The sequence below is a fragment of the Lentimonas sp. CC4 genome (assembly GCF_902728235.1).
Taxonomy (GTDB): domain Bacteria; phylum Verrucomicrobiota; class Verrucomicrobiia; order Opitutales; family Coraliomargaritaceae; genus Lentimonas.
Map to the genome: position 1 here is coordinate 2,682,436 of NZ_CACVBO010000001.1, position 17,952 is coordinate 2,700,387.

At 51.3% G+C, this 17,952-nt stretch carries 21 protein-coding genes; 13 read left to right on the forward strand and 8 right to left on the reverse strand.

The genetic code is table 11. The annotated features are described in order from the left end of the window. Window positions 1-22 precede the first annotated feature (22 nt). From GZZ87_RS11510 to GZZ87_RS11565, 12 genes are all read left to right on the forward strand, one after another. Window positions 23-511 (forward strand): hypothetical protein, encoded by a 489-nt coding sequence (locus tag GZZ87_RS11510; protein ID WP_162025202.1) that lies wholly within the window; start codon window positions 23-25, stop codon window positions 509-511. Between the two features lie 24 nt (window positions 512-535). After that, the gene (locus tag GZZ87_RS11515) at window positions 536-853 is read left to right on the forward strand and encodes a hypothetical protein (protein WP_162025201.1); all 318 of its coding nucleotides are present in this window, start codon (window positions 536-538) and stop codon (window positions 851-853) included. An 8-nt stretch (window positions 854-861) separates the two neighbouring features. Then, a complete protein-coding gene (locus GZZ87_RS11520; RefSeq protein ID WP_162025200.1) occupies window positions 862-1,572 on the forward strand; it encodes a L,D-transpeptidase family protein in 711 nt (236 codons plus the stop codon). 241 nt (window positions 1,573-1,813) lie between these two features. Next, a complete protein-coding gene (locus GZZ87_RS11525) occupies window positions 1,814-2,275 on the forward strand; it encodes a hypothetical protein (RefSeq protein WP_244648185.1) in 462 nt (153 codons plus the stop codon). Window positions 2,276-2,451: 176 nt separating this feature from the next. Next, window positions 2,452-3,390, forward strand: a complete 939-nt coding sequence (locus GZZ87_RS11530; RefSeq protein ID WP_162025199.1) for a hypothetical protein — start codon at window positions 2,452-2,454, stop codon at window positions 3,388-3,390. Between the two features lie 75 nt (window positions 3,391-3,465). Beyond that, a complete protein-coding gene (locus GZZ87_RS11535; RefSeq protein ID WP_162025198.1) occupies window positions 3,466-3,819 on the forward strand; it encodes a hypothetical protein in 354 nt (117 codons plus the stop codon). Then, window positions 3,816-4,184 (forward strand): hypothetical protein, encoded by a 369-nt coding sequence (locus tag GZZ87_RS11540; protein WP_162025197.1) that lies wholly within the window; start codon window positions 3,816-3,818, stop codon window positions 4,182-4,184. Before GZZ87_RS11535 ends, GZZ87_RS11540 begins: the two co-directional genes overlap by 4 nt. Window positions 4,185-4,344: 160 nt before the next feature. Further along, window positions 4,345-5,760, forward strand: coding sequence for a 3-isopropylmalate dehydratase large subunit (gene leuC, locus GZZ87_RS11545; RefSeq protein WP_162025196.1), 1,416 nt, complete (start codon window positions 4,345-4,347; stop codon window positions 5,758-5,760). Between the two features lie 48 nt (window positions 5,761-5,808). After that, window positions 5,809-6,414: a 3-isopropylmalate dehydratase small subunit gene (leuD, locus tag GZZ87_RS11550; RefSeq protein ID WP_162025195.1), complete on the forward strand. Its 606-nt coding sequence runs from the start codon at window positions 5,809-5,811 to the stop codon at window positions 6,412-6,414. A 78-nt stretch (window positions 6,415-6,492) separates the two neighbouring features. Continuing rightward, complete coding sequence (locus GZZ87_RS11555; RefSeq protein WP_162025194.1) at window positions 6,493-6,651, forward strand: YqaE/Pmp3 family membrane protein; 159 nt, start codon at window positions 6,493-6,495, stop codon at window positions 6,649-6,651. Window positions 6,652-6,738: 87 nt separating this feature from the next. After that, on the forward strand, window positions 6,739-7,314 hold the full coding sequence (locus GZZ87_RS11560; RefSeq protein WP_162025193.1) for a MotA/TolQ/ExbB proton channel family protein: 576 nt from the start codon (window positions 6,739-6,741) through the stop codon (window positions 7,312-7,314). A 35-nt stretch (window positions 7,315-7,349) separates the two neighbouring features. Beyond that, a complete protein-coding gene (locus GZZ87_RS11565) occupies window positions 7,350-7,745 on the forward strand; it encodes a biopolymer transporter ExbD (RefSeq protein ID WP_162025192.1) in 396 nt (131 codons plus the stop codon). Window positions 7,746-8,314: 569 nt separating this feature from the next. On the opposite strand, the gene GZZ87_RS11570 is transcribed toward GZZ87_RS11565, so the two are convergent. From GZZ87_RS11570 to GZZ87_RS11580, 3 genes are all read right to left on the reverse strand, one after another. Beyond that, window positions 8,315-9,265 (reverse strand): AEC family transporter, encoded by a 951-nt coding sequence (locus tag GZZ87_RS11570; protein ID WP_162025191.1) that lies wholly within the window; start codon window positions 9,263-9,265, stop codon window positions 8,315-8,317. 17 nt (window positions 9,266-9,282) lie between these two features. Continuing rightward, window positions 9,283-10,806 (reverse strand): threonine ammonia-lyase, biosynthetic, encoded by a 1,524-nt coding sequence (gene ilvA, locus GZZ87_RS11575; protein WP_162025190.1) that lies wholly within the window; start codon window positions 10,804-10,806, stop codon window positions 9,283-9,285. 96 nt (window positions 10,807-10,902) lie between these two features. Further along, window positions 10,903-11,595, reverse strand: a complete 693-nt coding sequence (locus GZZ87_RS11580; protein WP_162025189.1) for a YoaK family protein — start codon at window positions 11,593-11,595, stop codon at window positions 10,903-10,905. A gap of 306 nt (window positions 11,596-11,901) precedes the next feature. Between GZZ87_RS11580 and GZZ87_RS11585 the strand changes: the two genes are divergently transcribed. Further along, window positions 11,902-12,486 (forward strand): methyltransferase domain-containing protein, encoded by a 585-nt coding sequence (locus GZZ87_RS11585; protein WP_162025188.1) that lies wholly within the window; start codon window positions 11,902-11,904, stop codon window positions 12,484-12,486. 335 nt (window positions 12,487-12,821) lie between these two features. Here the strand turns inward: GZZ87_RS11585 and GZZ87_RS11590 are convergent, their stop codons facing one another. The 5 genes from GZZ87_RS11590 to GZZ87_RS11610 all read right to left on the reverse strand — a co-directional run bounded on the left by GZZ87_RS11590 (window position 12,822) and on the right by GZZ87_RS11610 (window position 17,938). Then, entirely contained in the window at window positions 12,822-13,481 is a 660-nt protein-coding gene (locus GZZ87_RS11590) for an SOS response-associated peptidase (protein WP_162025187.1), read from the reverse strand. A gap of 104 nt (window positions 13,482-13,585) precedes the next feature. Continuing rightward, entirely contained in the window at window positions 13,586-13,936 is a 351-nt protein-coding gene (locus GZZ87_RS11595) for a four helix bundle protein (RefSeq protein WP_162025186.1), read from the reverse strand. A gap of 120 nt (window positions 13,937-14,056) precedes the next feature. After that, a complete protein-coding gene (locus GZZ87_RS11600) occupies window positions 14,057-15,043 on the reverse strand; it encodes a DNA polymerase III subunit gamma/tau (RefSeq protein ID WP_162025185.1) in 987 nt (328 codons plus the stop codon). Between the two features lie 44 nt (window positions 15,044-15,087). After that, complete coding sequence (locus GZZ87_RS11605) at window positions 15,088-16,467, reverse strand: NAD(P)/FAD-dependent oxidoreductase (RefSeq protein WP_162025184.1); 1,380 nt, start codon at window positions 16,465-16,467, stop codon at window positions 15,088-15,090. Window positions 16,468-16,480: 13 nt separating this feature from the next. Further along, on the reverse strand, window positions 16,481-17,938 hold the full coding sequence (locus GZZ87_RS11610) for a hypothetical protein (protein WP_162025183.1): 1,458 nt from the start codon (window positions 17,936-17,938) through the stop codon (window positions 16,481-16,483). Window positions 17,939-17,952 lie beyond the last annotated feature (14 nt).

Sequence of the window (17,952 nt, forward strand, 5' to 3'; positions counted from 1 at the left end):
ACGCAATGCCCAAGAGTCTAAAATGTATCAAGATTTCGGATTGCGTGCTCTGGAAGGCATTCAAACCATTTCAGGAGATGCCACCATTCCGGCGGATGCGACCTCTTATGAAATAACCTACCTGAAATTTGAAAGCGGCGCGTTTATTGGCACTGGCGGTATCTATAGAGGGCCAGTTGACTCCACGGGGATTGATAGCGTCAAATTAGAACTTCTGTGGCGAAAAAGTGAAGATGGAGGAGCGCAAGCAGTCCTTCATAGCATTGGAAGTTCGACCCGCATCTCCGACGAAATATTTACACATGACTATATCTCTACCCATTCGGGCACCATCGCTCATTTCGAAGACTATCAAATTGTTGGATATGCTCGCTCACTCTTAGAGAACGAGAGCCCTGAGGATAAACTTAACTCTGCCAACGTATCACCCGAGCTTTCCCATGCGATCAGCCACCATCAGTATGTCGTGGCTATTGGAGTCGAATTTTCAAATAACAACAATGCCCATTAGATTCTTAGATCGACATTAAAAAAAATGAATACAATTAAAACTCTAATCATATCTGCATTGGCTTTTGGGCTGTTGCTCGTAGTCTCTGGTTTCGCGGGATTGCGTCTCGTTCCAGTCATGACGCATCTATTGCTACCAGGACTCATAGTTGCGATACACGTGGTATCAGCAATTGCACTCTTCAAGGAATCCAAACGAAGGAAAGAGGCTGGGGGAGCGCTTTTCGCCGACTTGGACGCCCCGTTCTGGGGCATGATCGGACTAGCGTTTGGAGTCTTAGGGCTGTTAGCTTTTAGACTGCTGAATGATTGCTTTAAAGGAGAGTCTGGCCAGTCGCGTTAGGTCATTGAATGAGAACGCGATTCTACATCCTACTCATCGCCGCGATTGTTTGTGGGCTGTTTTATTCGTATGGAAGGAGCGTGTGGCATCCGTTTTATATCCAGCTGAAGGGAGGGCAGACCGTTCCGGGTGTGGTTGAGAGGATCAATCAAGCGGGCACTTTTGATTATGACTTCAATGAGTGGAATTCGCTGCATCTCCTCTGTTTCAAAGAAGAACAGAAGATCGAAGTCTGGGCGTCGAAAAGTTCGGGTCTGCAGAAGATCAAAGAGTTTAAATTTACCGGTTTTAGTGGAGGGCTTGGGCCTAAGCTCAAGGAAGGTGATGGGCAGATTCCAGAGGGGATTTATGAGATTGAATATTTGAACCCAAATAGCAGCTATCACCTATCAATGAAGATTAATTATCCGAATGCATTTGATAGAGAGAAAGGGAAGCAAGATGGGCGAGAACACTTGGGATATGACATTTTTATCCATGGGAAATCAGCAACCATCGGATGCATTCCAATCGGCGATGCCGGTATCGAAGAATTGTTTCTGATGGTCTCGGAAGTGGGGCCGGATCAGGTTCAAGTTGTCATCGCTCCATACGATATGCGTTCGGGGCAGAAAATTATAAATATCCCAGAGATTGCTTGGGAGAGTGAACTCTACGATATTGTCGATACAGCTCTACGAGCATTTAAGACCAATCAGCCAGAGGTTGTAACGCCCTAGACGCGCGACGTTCAGGGAAATATACCTGCACGCATCATGATTTGTGAAAAGCGTAGTCGAGTTCCTTGCCTGACATGAGCCAGCCGAATGTAGGTGCTCGACCGACATGGCTAATGGCACCCATGCTTGTAGGCGGGTGGCCATCTAAAGGAAGCAACCTACGACTGAATGGCTCTTGTTTGGTTTGATGTCGCATTCAAAATTACAATACTTGATGTCCGTGAGTATAAATAAGCTACACATGAAACACTTAATCACATTCACACTATTCGTCCTCTTGCCACTCGTGGTCACTGCTGAGCTAAAAGAAGTCAGCGTCGCATTGGGGCCGCAGCTTTTTCGGACAGGGGATCGCATCACAATCGAAGACGTTCAGGCAACGTCCTCTCAGTTTAAGATTGGAGATGTGGTGACGGTCAAGGGCAGTTACACGTTGGCGAGCCATCCCGAGGCGAATCTTAGTCTTTATCTCACACAGACCAAGAGTGGCGGGAAGAAGCGTGTGGATCCGTTGCAGATCGTTAAAGTGGATTCCGGGAGTGGTGATTTTGAAGCCACTATTACGATTCGGCACGAGGGCACCTTGCACCTTACCTTCTATCCCGTTTCAGGTGGAAGCGGATTTGGTGGTGTTTATTTCGGTAGCCCAGAACAAATGAACAAGATCAAGCATTGGTCGCTGGATCGGTATCTCGGCGAGTGATGTGAAATAGTTTAAAAACCTCGTATATGATTCTAGTCACTTTGGGGCGTTAAATGTGGATTTTTACTGCAGCATCCGAAATTGCCCCGCACCGCTCTAGTGGTATTTCCTGAAAAAGGTCATTTTGAGCACGAAGTGGATGGACGCCGTATACTTGGATTCATACAAATTTGAAAATGACATCAATTCGATTCTTTCTAGTGATGCTAAACATCATAGGCTTACTGACTTTCTATACTGCTGTTGAAGGGGGCAAGCTTGACGCTATGCAAGGCGCTTACCTTGGGCAAGTGATGAATGGCGATGATCTAGATCCAGTTCACACAGAGATCGGTGTCAATGATGTGGGGAGTTTGATTGGATCATATAAAATAAATGATGAGACCGGCGATTCGAGTGGTGTTTTATTCAACTTTATTGATGAAGGCTGTAATGTGACGGTTTGCACCTGGAAAGATCAGCATGGGACTGGGGCACTGCGGATGCACTTTTCGGATGACTTATCTAGGTTTCGTGGTTACTGGGGCGTGGACAGGAAATCCACTGTTTATCCATGGACGGGCGTTCGTGGTGAAACAGATTTAAATAAAGCAATATCTCAGTTTGAAATTACAAACAGCACCATATTCTCTCAACTAGATGAGCCGCTGGATGAAATTTCCCTGAAACAGCTAGCACAGGAATTAGGGCGTAGGCAAGCCGACTCAGCGATTGGTGCTAAGGTTGAAGTGGTAAGCGCATTTCCTTACTTAGGGAAGACTTGGGTTGAGCCCGTTGAAGGCGCACGTTTGATCGCTGTTGAACTCGTTGTGTATGATCACGGTGATGCACTCGATTTTGACGATTTTGAAATTATAAATGGAATGACGAAAGTGAGCTATGGAAGCGACCCAGACATTAAGTTTCTAAATATGAAAAAACAGGAAGTTGAATGGTCTCCTACTTCTTCGGGAGAGCCAGGAAGAGCGCATGTTCTTTTGATATATGCCTTTCCAGAAGAACAGGATAATTTTGGACTGAGGTATTGGGGGCTGGACTTTGAAAGTGAGAAGTTGGTCATCCAACGAAATCAATCGCATTTACTCAATGTCGGGATGCACTTTTCTGCAGAATGATGGAGTCGCACTATTGAGTGGAATTTGTTGAACTCTGTCTTTGGCGGACGTTTTTCGTTATATTGAGCACACATTATGAATCAAAGTATTGAACGTTTTCTTCTCTGGGCATGTTTGGCTCAAGTGTTCGCATGGGTGGTGGCGCGTTTCCTTCCCGGCATACTGACGTATGTCTTATTGCGTAGCGGCGCCGAAAGTGCCTATTCGTCGATTTATCTGACTTCGATTCTAGGCGTATTGGTGTCGCTCCCGCTGCAAGTTGTCTGTGGGGTGTGGTTGAAGGAAGAGTCTGATAGGCTGGGCGTGAATAGCAGGATTTGGTTTTGGACGGGGTTCTTCTTCAAATTCATCGGAGTGATAGTCTTCTACGTGTATTTGACTTTTTGTAGGACTCAGAAAAATCAATCGATAGAGGGTGGAGCATCATGAAAGAAGTGATCAAAGCATTCGTCCCCGATTTTTATGAGTGGCCAACTCGGTGGATGGGAGTGGCTGAAGATGAAGTGTATGGGCAGCGGTTGCTGGAATATTTTGAGCCGTTTGTGTTTGAGATCGTTACAGGTAAGTTGACGCCAAAAACAAAGAAGAAGCACATCGATCATCTTTGGCTCGCTGGTGGAGAGCTCATTCGTGCGGTGTCGATTTATGAGGAGTATGAGATCGATCCGAAAGCGCTGATCCTTGAGTCCTTCGGCCCCGATGGTGGGCCATACTGCCGGCACCTTCACACCGAGGCGGAGTTCAACTCCTATGATTCCAGTTGTCGTAAGTTCTACAAGTTTATGACGAAGTAATTTAAGGATATCTATTGCAGCTGTGTCATAGTGTCACTGCTGCGTAGAAAACAGCTGAATTCGTCATCAAAAATCAAAATGTGTCTTTGCGGTTGCCAGACCGCTCAAAGGACTGCTTATTGAGACGCTTTTGAGATTAACCCTCCTTGAGGACACTATTATGAGCAAAAGCTTATTTGAAAAAGTATGGGATGCGCACGCCGTTCGCCAATTGGCAAACGGACAGACGCAATTATTGATTGGCACACACCTTATTCATGAGGTGACGAGTCCGCAGGCCTTTGGCATGCTGCGTGATAAGGGCCTAGAGGTGCAATACCCGCAACGCACATTTGCAACGGTGGATCACATCGTTCCAACCAATGAGTCGGTTGAGCCTTACAGCGATCCATTGGCGCAAGGCATGATTGAAGAGCTGCGCAAGAACTGTGCAGACAACAACGTCACTTTCTTTGACACCAACACTGGTAAACAGGGTGTGGTGCACATCGTCGGGCCAGAGCAGGGTATCACTCAGCCAGGCACGACGATCGCTTGTGGTGACTCGCACACTGCGACGCACGGTGCGTTCGGTGCGATTGCATTCGGTATCGGCACGAGTCAGGTGCGTGACGTGCTCGCGACACAGACCATCGCTCTGAACGAGTTGAAGGTGCGCCGTATCAATGTGAACGGTGAACTTAGCCCAGGCGTGTATGCGAAGGACGTGATCCTCCACATCATCCGCTTGCTCGGCACACAGGGTGGCACTGGTTATGCATATGAATATGCAGGCACCACTTTTGAGAACTTCACCATGGAAGAGCGTATGACCGTCTGCAACATGTCCATCGAGGGCGGTGCGCGTGTCGGTTATGTCAATCCAGACGAAGTGACTTTCGAATACTTGAAGGGCCGTCCATACTCTCCGAAGGGTGCGGAATGGGATGCTGCGGTTGCAGAGTGGAAGTCGTTCGCATCGGACGAAGGTTGCTCGTTTGACGATGTCGTTGATATCAACGCGGCAGACATTCAGCCAACAGTGACATGGGGCATTACTCCAGCACAGGGTGTTGGTATTAATGAAAACATCCCAGCAGTTGCTGAAGGTGAGACTGAGTCGGATCGTGTGTCCATCGCTGAAGCGCTTGAATACATGAAGTTCGAAGGTGGCAGCCCAATGAAGGGCAAGAAGATCGACGTGGCATTCATCGGTTCTTGCACCAACGGTCGTCTCTCTGACTTCCAAGAGGTTGCTAAATACGTCAAGGGCCACAAGGTCGCTGAAGGCGTGCAGGCAATCATCGTTCCTGGTTCGCAGGTGGTCGCAAAGATCGCTGAAGGCTTGGGCTTGGATAAGATCTTCATCGAAGCAGGCTTCGAATGGCGCGCAGCGGGTTGCTCGATGTGCTTGGCGATGAACCCAGACAAGTTGGTCGGTGATCAGCTTTGCGCGAGTTCCTCGAATCGTAACTTCAAGGGCCGCCAAGGTAGCCCAACAGGTCGCACAATGTTGATGAGCCCGTTGATGGTCGCTGCTGCAGCGATCAAGGGTGAAGTGGTCGACGCACGTGAAGTTTTCACAGTCGCTTCGTAACGCCACATTCTTAATTCCTAATTCTTAATTCTTAATTTTTATAGTATCATGGCATCCAACCCGATTAAACAAGTATCCGGTAAAGGCGTATTCGTCCCCGGTGACGATATCGATACCGACCGCATCATTCCGGCTCGTTTCATGAAGTGCATCACTTTTGATGGACTTGGTGAGTATCTCTTCTACGACGTTCGCAAGACTGAGTCTGGCGAAGATAAGAAGCATAATCTGAATGATCCTCGTTTTGCGAATGCATCCATCATCGTGAGCGGCAACAACTTCGGTTGCGGCAGTTCACGTGAGCACGCACCACAATCGATCCTGCGTGCAGGTTACAATGCAGTGGTCGCTGGTAGCTTTGCTGAGATCTTCTTCGGCAACTCCACCAACCTCGGTGTCGTTTGCGTGATCGCAACCGATGCGGATCGTGAGACGCTTGCAGCTGCAATCGAGGCAAATCCTGAAGTCGAAGTGACTGTTGATGTCGAAAACCACAAGGTGGTCTTCGGTGATCAATCCATCCCATGTGAGATCAAGGCCGGCGCACGCGAAAGCTTGCTTAATGGCACCTATGATCCACTCGATGAGTTGCTCGAAGGCGCAGCTAATGTCAAAGCGGTGACCGACGCGTTGCCGTATATGCAGCATTCTTAGAAAATTGGCCGAGGAGTTGCTGTTATCGTTTTTGTCAGTAAGTATTCTCTGACGACTAACCTATAACACCGAAATACTATGGATAACAAAATTCTTCTAATCATTCTTTCTATCTTACTGCCACCTCTTGCGGTTTACCTCAAGTCTGGTGCTGGCAAGTCGCTGGTGATTAATATCATTCTTTGTATCTTCTTCTGGGTTCCCGCGATCATTCACGCATTGATCGTGGTGCTTTAGGAGCGACAGATTGACGTTTTTAAAATAACAAAAGGCGCAACCTAAACGGTTGCGCCTTTTTTATCGAAGACTACATTTCCTCGAATTATGGATTTACTAACTAACTCCGGCATCTTTCTTTACCCTCTGGCGGTGTGCTCCTTTATCGCTGTTTTCGTGACGGTCGAGCGGCTCATTGCGCTGCGTAGCTCTAGCGTTATTCCACAGCGTATGGTGGATGCGTTCGTCGAGGGCAACTTGGACGAGATCGAGTCTGACCTAGGTTCAGTGACTGGGCGTATCATTAGCTTCTACCGTGAGCGTCATCCCGATGCTGAGGCGCTCAATGCATTTGCCCGTCTAGAAGTCAGCCGTATGGAGCGCGGACTCTTTCTACTCGAAGTGGTGATCGGCGCCGCACCCTTGCTTGGTTTGCTCGGCACGGTGACAGGTTTGACTCAGGTCTTCGGGAATTTCTTTGCGGATAGCGGGTTGGCAAATCCGACTGCATTCGTTTCCGGTATCGCTTTGGCGCTCAATACCACGATCCTCGGGCTCGCGGTTGCAATTCCCGCACTAGCAGCGCACGCCTATCTCTTGCGTCGAGTCGAGCTGCAAGCGGCACGTATTAGCGTCGGAGTGGAGTGTTTGACAGAGCTCGCTCGCAAACGTGCGCAAGACTAAGCCTACCTGTTTCGCCGCAAATCGTTTTTAACATCATGAGCCTTACTTCCCATCGTCGTCGGATGCCGAGCATCAACATCGTGCCATTGGTCGATGTGCTCACGGTATTGCTTTTCTTCTTTATGGTGACGATGCAGTTCAAGCAGATCAGCTCATTGAATATCACTGTGCCGGAGATCAAAACCGCAGGTAAGAATGAAGTGAAGGAACAGATCACCATTGCGCTGAGCCCCGAAGGTGAAATTTATCTGAACAACCAATTGATTGAGATGCCTGAGTTTGAGGCGGCAATTAACCTGGCTGGAAAGCTGACTCCTGACCTGCCGATTCTGTTGGTTGCTGACCAAGATGTGCCGCTCAAACACGTCACTGAAGTGATGGATGTCTGCCGAAGTAACAAGCTCAACAAGATCCGCTTGCAGTCGCGGTAGCCGCGCTGCGCGCGGAGTGAGTCGCCTTCGGCGAGTGAAGAGTGGCAGTGAAGAGTGATGTAGCTGCGCGCTTTAGCCGCAGTGCGATTGCATATTAAAAATAATATAACCGTTAAGCAGAAAACTAGATTGTCATATTTGTAATTTGCATGATTTCTCGCCCCAAAGGGGCAACCTATATCAGCCCGGGGCAACGCCCCGGGAATTCATGCCCCAAACGCTAGCCCTGAAAGGGCATTCTATTCGATTGGCCAAGCATTGACGCGATTAAGTCGCCCTTTCAGGGCTCAGGAGGTGTTGATTCAAATCCTAGGGCGTTGCCCTAGGCTGACATAGGACGCACCTTTGGTGCTACAATTCATATGCAATGGCATTGCGCTTTAGCCGCAGTGCGATTGAGAGGGACAGTGTGCTCAGTCTCGGCAAAGGCGTCTAAAGAGCGCCGCTACGGGTTTTATTAACCGCTCTGCCAATTTTCAGAGGGTGCTGCTTGCGGCACCCGCGAACGTATCGTGTGTTACGAAACCTCGTTGCTTGTCGCCTTTACGCGGGCTTCGCAAGCAAAGCCCCTACAGGTTCAGCAGCTTCATACCGAATCCGATCCAAAGTGGGATGGTGATCAGACTGAGTAAAGTGGTGCCGAGCACGACCTTGAGTGCGACTTCGGGGGATCCGTCGAAGTGACGCGCCAGCACGATGGGGAAAACGCCGCAGGGCATGGCCGCTTGCACTAGGATGACGCTCTTTAACTCGATGGAGAGTGGCAGAACAAAGGCTGTCAATAGAAAGGCTGCTGGAAGGATACCTAAGCGTAGCACAGATGCCGTGATTGGGATTCGTAAGCGGTTCGTGATTTTTTCGCCTTTGGATAGATCAGCAAAGGTGGCACCAATCAGAATTAGTCCGAGTGGGATTGCGCATTGGCCAAGTAGGTTGATTGCTTCGAGCGCGAAGTTCGGCAGGAGCTGGTCGACCTTGAAATAGTTCATTGGCACCGCAATCAGGATCGCAATCACTGGTCCGCTGAAGACCCGCTTCCATATGGATTTAGGGTCGTTACGTGAGAGGATGAAGCCGACGCCGAGCACCCACATCGCCACTTCTACACCGAGGTTATGCACCAGTAAAACGCCCGTCGTTTCGCGGTCGAAGAGGAGCGCGATGATCGGGATGGGGAAGTAGCCGTAGTTGTAGATGCCTGTGGTAAACGCAAAGGTGCGGCATTCTTTTTGATCCCCAATTTTTAATTTGCGCGCCACTAGCATCGCGAGGCCAAATCCACCGACGACAGTTGTTAGTCCAACCAAGGGCGGGAGAATTAAGTTGGACGGTTGGCGTAGGGCGTCGTTGCCGAGGATGATACTGAAGATGAGCGCGGGGTAGAGCAGGTTCACCACGACGGTCATGAGACTGCGGTCCGCTTCGGTGTCCAGCCAGCCGACTCGACGTGCGATCGCGCCAGAGGCGATGACGAAGAAGATTGGCAGGACTGCCGAGAAGACGAGTTGTGTGGTTCCCATTCTAGTGTGGTCTCATTTTATCCTAGAATGCGTTGTATCACAGTTTCGGATACACGCTCGTAAGCACGGTAGGCATGTTTCGCCGATTCGAGCACTTGTGTGAAGTGGTCGTGTTGATCGGGTGTGTCGAATTCGAAGCCGAGCAGCGCACGGCCGACACGTTCACCTGAATAAACGTAATTGAAATAGCAGAGGTTCGAGTGCGGGCTGACGGCGCGTAGGAAATCAGCCAATGCGCCTGAGCGTTCGTGGAATTCCAATGTGATGAAGTAGGGCGTGCGTAGTAGCTTCGACTCATAGTGTATGAGGCGAAAAGCGACATCGGTTTCTGAGGTGACTTCGGTAAAGCGATAGCCACCGTCGTTGAGTGATTTCTTTAATACATCGAACTGCATGGCATCGACATCGAAGCCGATGACGGGGGTTGCATTCGCGTTGTCGGTCTTGCCGTATTGAAAGTCGACGATGTTGACCGTGTCCGGGAGTGCTTCGAGTAAGCCATACATTGCGCCTGACTTTTCGGGGATCTGAATCTGTAGGAAGCGTCGACGCGCTGCGCCGACTGCGGCGCGGCGTGAGATATTGGCGAGTTGCTCAAAGTCCATATTCGCGCCGCACAAGATGCTGAGCACGCGTTTTCCTTTGAGTGAAGCGCGGCGTTTTAGAACGCCCGCCATGCCCATGGCGCCGGAGGGCTCAGGGATGCACCGCAGGCTTTCCCATAGGAATTGGACGGCAGCGGAGACTTCGTCGTTACTGACAGTCATCCATTCATCGACGACTTCGGCGCAGACTTGATGCGTGAGTGTGCCGACTTTGCGCACGGCGGTGCCATCACAGAAGATGTCGACTTTATCCAGAGCGACAGGGTGTCCCGCTTTAATCGCAGCTGCCATGGATGCCTGTTCCACTCCTTCGACGCCGATGATGTGGATGTCGGGGAAATTCATTTTTAGCCAAGTCGCAGTGGCTGCGGCCATCCCGCCGCCGCCGACTTGTAGAAAGGCGACATCGAAGGGGCCTTTGCCAGACATGACGATCTCGTCGGCGAGTGTGCCTTGGCCTGCCATGACTGCGATGTCGTCGTAGGCGTGGATATAAGTGATGTCGTGCTCCTTCGCGTAGGCGTGCGCGGCTGCGCTGGCTGCGTCGTAGGTATCGCCGGTTAGACGGATTTCGACGTTGGAGCCACCGTGTTGTTTGACGGCGACTTGTTTCATACGTGGCGTGGCCAGCGGCATGAAGATGGTGGCTTGCGTGCCGAGCTTCTTGGCTGCGAGCGCCACGCCTTGCGCGTGATTACCTGCGGATGCCGTCACCACGCCGTTGGCGAGTTGCTCCGCAGAGAGTTGTGCCATGCAATTGTAAGCGCCGCGCCATTTGTAGGCGTGGATGGGTGACAAGTCTTCGCGCTTAACGAAAATGGAGAGATCCTCTAGCTCTATCGACTCGAGTGGTGTGGCTTGGCCGACTTCGTAGATACGACGTCGAGCAAACAATATTTCCTGACGCAAGGAGCGTGTGAGCGATTCCGATTCCATACGGAGAGTTGAAGGCCTTTTAGCTAAGGGTGCAAGCGAGGTTTCAAGCGACTTTCAGTGAGCGGGTTGCTCATTTATTTATCTATTACAGTGAGGCTACCCTTGTTGCGCGCCGTTGTGTTGGATGCTTCTGGTTCGCTTGTAGGCACTCCAAGATGCTCCACTCACTAAGTATCCGATACCTGCGACAAACAGCCAATTGTCTTTCTCTGCTTGGATGAAAGCACTGCTGGCAATCGCGCCGAGTAAGAAAGAGACAGTAATGAAAATGGGGATCGACAACTTCCAGGACTCGATCCTGTGTCCGCGAAGCTTCATTCCTAGATGAATGCCGAAGTCGGTAAATAGTCCCGTCAAATGAGTCGTCCGCAATACCATGCCTCGGTAGCGACTGGCTAGCGCATTTTGAACTCCGCAAGCCGCACTTGCGATCGCAATTGAGAGAATGGAGTAATGGATATGTGAATAATGTGCTGCGACTAAAGAAATTCCTAATACAGATAGAATGCGTCCATAGGGCTTACTGATTTCAACTGTAGGGTGGTGGAGTAAGAAACCAGAAATGATCGCTCCTAGGATAAAACCAGCAGTTGCTGTTGCGACGTTGAGAATGTGAAAGCCTTCCGCATTTCCGAAGGCAGAGAGGCCTGAGCCAATTCTGGCAATATCACCAGTGAGGTGACTGACCGATGTGCCCATTGAAAGGAGAAATCCGGTATTCAAGAACGATGCACCAAAGGCCAACAGGCACCCACCAATGACGATCTGACTCGGGGTAAATGGACGCATTTTTGTTTCTGCTAGACGTCGAAGTGTCTCAAGACTGTAGCGCAGAGCGCGACAGGGCTGGAGCTTCCTGACTTGATATACTAGAGGGCTTGGCCAAGTGGTTCGGCTCGTCGTTGAGCTTAATGTCTACTCGCATTGGGTTCATTTGAACTGCTTAGAGTGGTTAGAATATGAATCCCTTCAATCTTCTTTTTCCCAAGACCCTGAGGGGGGAGGGCATGAGCCCGCTTCATGTATTTTGGTTGCTTGTTCATTTGTTGTCCGGAGACGCTTGCACGCGCTACCAATTGAGTTACTGATGTGGCTATGGCTAAAGATTGGAATGCAGCATATGAGAAGGGCGATATGCCTTGGGATAAAGGTGAAGCGGCTCCGCCGTTGCGCTCGTTTTTAAGGCGCACTCCGATTGAGGGGCGTGTGTTGGTGCCCGGTTGTGGCTTGGGGCATGATGTGCGTCTGCTTGCCAAGCAGGGCGCGGTGACCGTCGGACTGGAGATCGCTGCGGATGCGGTGCGCCGTGCGCAGGCAATTCCAGCAAACAAGGACGCGTCTTTCGAGTTGGGAGATTTTTTGGATCTACCGGATCGCTATCATGGGCAGTTCGATTACGTGTTCGAGCACACGTGTTTGTGTGCACTGGATCGAGCGCAACGAGCGAATTATGTGAAATCAGTCAGCCTGGCGCTGAAGCCCGGTGGTCACTATCTCGCGATTTTTTATCGAGAAGTCAGGGGCTACGATGGCTATGGTCCGCCGCATCCGATTTCAGCAGGGGAAATTGAGGCCTTGTTTCGGGCTGATTTCGAGATGCTTGATCGTAAGGTGCCTGGTGAAACGTATTCGAGCCGCCCCTATGGCTGCGAAGAGGTGTGCCTGATGCGTAAGCGGTAGTGGGGAAGTGGGAAAGTTGGAAGGTTGGAAGTGGGAAGTGGGAAGTGGGGAAGTGGGAGCGTGATGCTTATGACCTTCTTACTTTAATACCAACATGCGACTAAAACTGGTAAAAAGGTTTAACCGCAGAGATCGCAGAGTGCGCCGAGGAGATGGGGAGGGCTGCGTGAAATGCTCTGCGTTAGCTCTCTGCGTGCTCTGCGATCTCTAGCGTAGCGGGCGGTTAACAAATACAGCTGAAAAGTATTCACAGTGGTCTTCCCTTCGATGGCTACATACTACCAGAAAATGTCAAAGGATAGTATAATACGTTCCCACTTTAGAACGCGTAGCCTTTAGAACAACTGCATTTGATCGTCGTTTTGTGGGGTGGTCGCGACGATGAGGCGGCTGTCTTTATTTTGCACGCTGTTGACGCGGCTGGAGACCATGTGCTTTTCGAAGCTGATCTTTTGTGAAAATGCTAAGACCTCGTCTTTGGGAAGTTCATTGCTCAACCAGTCGGCATGCACGCTTTGGGGCAGTGTGGCTGGCATACGGTGGTGCACGTCTTTGATGGAACTGTGGGCTTCAGTGGTTAGGATCACGCAATGGGCGGGTTCGCCGGGGCGTGCCGAAGGGAACCAGAGCCCTGCGAAGAAGAGGAGTTCGTCGCTGAGCGGATAAATATAGTAGGGCTGCTTGGTGATGCCGTCTTCATACCACTCATAAAATCCGTTGGCTGGAATTAGGCAGCGTTGCTCAGCCCAGCTATCTCGAAAGCGCGGTGTCGTGTCGGCAGTTTCGAGGCGTGCGTTGATGTGGAAGTTCTGCGGGGTGCGCAGGCCCCAATGCATCATGCCAGTGCTCGTGGGGCGCTCTGAGCCTTTGGCAATGGCGAGCACGTCACTGCCTGGTCCGATATTATAGCTCGGCTCGAACTGTTCGGGCATCGCTTGAGCGACTGCTTCGGCGAGTTTCTTCTTATTGGTATGGAGTGAATATCGGCCGCACATTATATAGTGAGAGTGATTGCGCTGCGCGCGGAGTGACGCCTTCGGCGAGTGAGAGTGAGAGTGAGAGTGAGAGTGAGAGTGACGTCTACGACGAGTGAAAGTGGTTATTTCGCTCTGAGTGTTTTGATGGTGGCGCTGAGGATTTTTATGATTTCGTCGCAGAGTGCTTGTCTTGCGAGAATATCTTTTTCGGGAAGCCAATGTTTCATTCGACCGTAACGGCCTCGGGTTTCTTGCGCGGAACCGCGTGAGTAAACAAGAAACTGGGCGTATTCTTTACTGCTACTTCGGCCAAAGCCTTCTTCGATGTTGGCTGCAATTGAATCTGCTGAAGCGATTTGTTGATCGATCAATCGCCGACAGCCTATCTGATCATGCAGTTTCTGCATGTCTGAGGCAACATGGTCGAAGAGAGAATTCGCCTTAATCAGTGCTCCAAAATCTTCGAGTTTCATGATTTTAATTCAGTTTTTCGTTAGTTCACTACCACTACCACTACCACTACCACTACCACTACCACTCTCACTTGCCGCAGGCTCACTCGCCGAAGGCGCCACTCGCCGCAGGCGTCCTCACTATTTAGCGCTGCTGGCCCAGATGCGCATGGATTTGAGAAAGAACATTTCGAGGGCGGCGCTTTGGTTGAAGTTCACTTCGAGGAGTCCGGCGCTGTGTTCGAGGGATTGTGTGGCTCGGTTGAGAGCAGCGACGGGGAGTCGTCCGGGGTTGTTGGCTTCGATGCTACGGGCAAAGCGGATCGTGGCTTTTTCGATTTCGCCAAAGAGTTGCTTGCGGTAGCCGCGGCTCATACCTGCTTCCATTGCGTCTTTTTCTTCGGAGGTAACATGCTCAGGGAGCTCTTCTTTTTGAGCTTTCCACGCGGTTTTGGTCATCTCTGTCAATATCGCCTGGAAGCGCACATTCAGTCCGTAACTGCCGAGCATGATGTGCGGAATGGTTTGTTTGTTCGCTCCTGCAATGAGGCTGTTGAGCCATGTGTGGTAGTCTTTCGTCCACTCTGGCCAATCAGGATGTGCGATTGTTTCGATGCCTGCGGGAATGCGGAAGTTGAGGCAACGGCTACGGATCGTATCGAGCAGATCGTAGGGACGACTGGTGAGCAGAAAGAGCGTGGTGCCGGATGGCGGCTCTTCGAGCGTTTTTAGGAAGGCGTTGGCCGATTGCACATTCATGCGGTCGGCTTCGAATACGATGCCGACTTTGCGGCCGCCTTGATTTGAACTCTTCTGAATGTCGATCACGAGGCGGCGCATCGAATTCTTTGGCCAATCGCCACCGACACGATCGCTATCGGAGCCGATCTTAATCATGCGGGCTTTGCCTTGTGGACGAAGCATGAAGCAGTCGGGATGTTCGAAGGGATCGCGGTCGGTTTCGAGCAGCGTCGATGCGATGGCACGGACGATCTCTTCAAGATAGTCGGGGCTTTCTCCATGCAGCAAAATGCCATGGCCTAGGCGATTTTGGGCGAGGGAACGCTCCAACACTTCGACGGCGCGGCTATCGCGAAGTGCTTCGGGGAGGGCTTGGCTGAGTTGCATTATGAGAGAGCTGAGAGCTGAGGTGGGAGAGCTGAGAGCTGAGACTACAGTTCATCCACGATGTCTTCGATCGGATAGCTCCAGATCTCGGCGAGTGTGGGGTGATACCAGTGCACTTTCATCAGGTCACGCACGTTGGCCTTGAGCGTGACGGCAACGGCCATCGCATGGATGAGTTCGCCTGCATCTTTGCTGACGCATTCGGCGCCGAGCACGACGCCGGACTTATCGGCAAGGACTTTGACGTAGCCATATTTGGCTTCCATGAGGATGGATTTACCATGGTCGTCGAAGGGATAGTCAGCGCTCAAATAATCAATGCCGCGCTCTTTGAGTTGCTTCTCGCTGAGGCCGACGACGCCGATTTGTGGGTCGGTAAAGACGACTCCGCAGAGGCTGTCATAATCGACACGCTCCGCGGGGCGGCCAGTGGCATGCTTGGCTGCGGTTTCGCCCTGCATGATTGCAACGTGCACGATTTCGTGTGGGCCAGCGACATCGCCGCACGCATAGACGCGTGGGTTGCTGGTCAGCTGCATGGCGTTGCAATTGATGTGACCGGAGGGCAGGGTCTTGATGCCAGCCGCGGTGAGTCCGAGTCCATCCGTCGCAGGGCGACGGCCGAGCGCGTTGAGCAGGTGCGGTGCATTGACGGAGACTTGCTTGCCTTCATGCTCGAAGGTCACCGTGAAGCTGCCGTTACTGTGTTGCACGGATTTGAGTGCGGTGCCGGTGTAGAGCTGGATGCCTTCGTCACGGAATGCCTGCTCGATTACAGTGGCTGCCTCGGACGAGACTTCTTTTAAAATGTGTGGGCTGCGTTGGATTTGAATCACTTCTGTGCCAATGCGGCGCATGAATTGCGCGAGTTCGCAAGCGACGATTCCACCGCCGAGGACGATGACTTTCTCTGGTTTGAAATCTAGGTCGAGCACGTCGTCACTGGTCCAGCAAGGGGCTTCGGCGAGTCCACGAACTGGTGGGACGGATACGACGGAGCCAGTGGCGACCATGAAATGATCGGCGGTGAGACGTGTGCCGTCTGTGAGTTGAATGGTGCGCGAGTTGATGAATTTCGCTCGACTGCGGAAGAGGGTGAAGCGGTCGCTTTGTAGTTGGCCTTCGCGATACTCGGAGAACTCTTTAATGGTCTCCAGTTTGCGCTGATGGAGGCCGGGCATGTCGACGGTGGCTTCGGGGATGTTGAGGCCAAATGCCTTACCCTTTTGTGCGAGGTGTAGCACCTCGGCTGAGTAAATGAGGGTCTTCGAGGGCATGCAGCCGCGTAGGATGCAGAGTCCACCGAGTTCCGGTGCGTTGTCGATGATCGCGACGTTATTGAGTGTTTCACGGGCAGTGCGCGCTGCAGCGTAGCCTCCGCTGCCGCCGCCGATTACGATGTAGTCAAAGTGTTGTGTCTTCATGATAAAAAATGGGTTATTTGAATGTCTCGTGATACTTTTTGTTATGGAATGGTAGGCTACGCTTATTTTCGTGCACGATTAAGTCTGGTTTTGCATCGACCTCATCGACTCGATTTCGACTGAGGTCGGCCCAGCGTAGCGCGGAGAAGAAGATTATGAAAAAGCTGAGGCTGACTGCTGGCGACATAAATGGCGAATCGAAACCTGCGAAGATTATATATCCGATACATCCGATCAATAGATGGTTGGTGAGGTGGATGTCGTGTTGACCTCGTAGGTAGCGCACTACCAGATAGAGGATTAAAATACATATGGGTAAGCAACCTACGATCCCGATTTCTGCTAAAATCTGCAGTATATCAGAGGTCGCTCTGTTGTGTCGTGTGCCCAGTAAGGTGTCGTCGCCATAGAAGGCGAGCAGCTGTGGGTAGCTATCCATGCCCCATCCGAATAATGGGCTGTCGCTAAACATCTCTAGGGCAGCGCGCCGTAGTGCGCTGGCTGATTGCGCATAGTCATCGACTTGAAATGCACGGAAGATGCCGCCGGAGAAGGTAATAATGCCCATGAATGCACTGCAGAGTGCGATACTCATTCGATTGGGGTCTTTTGAGCGTGCCAAGAAGTTGACGGAAACGGCTAGCAACATGACCGAGAAGGTGAGCAGTAAGATCGCGGCAGGCCAGCGCGCTTGCACGAGAAATCCGGAGACTCCTAGAAGGGTGCCGCCTGTCAGATACCACGGGCCAATGGATTGGATGAAGATTTTGCCATCATCATAGCGGGAAGTGAGCAGCGCCATGCCGATGCAGGCGGAGCTCCAGAGGAGTGCAAAGGCCGCCCAGTGGCCGTCATAAGGAAAGAATGCAAAGAAGTCGGATTGGCCAGTGCCCGAAGTAAAAAGTGGGCTGTCGAGTTTGAGTGCAATTTGCAGGTATCCGACGATTGCAATGAGCACTGCATTTAGGCAAAGCCACGGCAAGAGGCGCTCGAAGAATGAACGCGATTTGGGCACAATGAATAGGTTCATCGCTACGATATAGATGGCGCCGATGCCGAGCACTGCGATCCATGTCGTGCTGGTGGAAACTGAAATGGGCAGCAGGTGGTTGACTTCCTTAATCGTCAAATACACATGCCCCTCGACTTCTATTGGATCGATCGGGTTTTGTAAGATACCTGCAGTGAATTGTAATACAATGAGCCAAACGGGCGCGGATAGTAGCCAGAAACGCGTCCATAGCACATCGATGAAGAACGGGTGCGAGTGCTCGTGTGTTTTGAGGATGATCGGGCAGAAACCACCGACGATGAGGAAGAACCCGAGCACCCAGAATGAGCGGGGGTCGGATACCCAAAAGGCGACTGCTGCGGTGATCAGCACCGTCCAGAATAGCAACCTTTCGGCGGGGGTGAACGTGTCGCGCAATAGTTGGTCACGCGGCCTGATTTGTATTTCTTCGTCTTCCACTAATGAATTAAAGT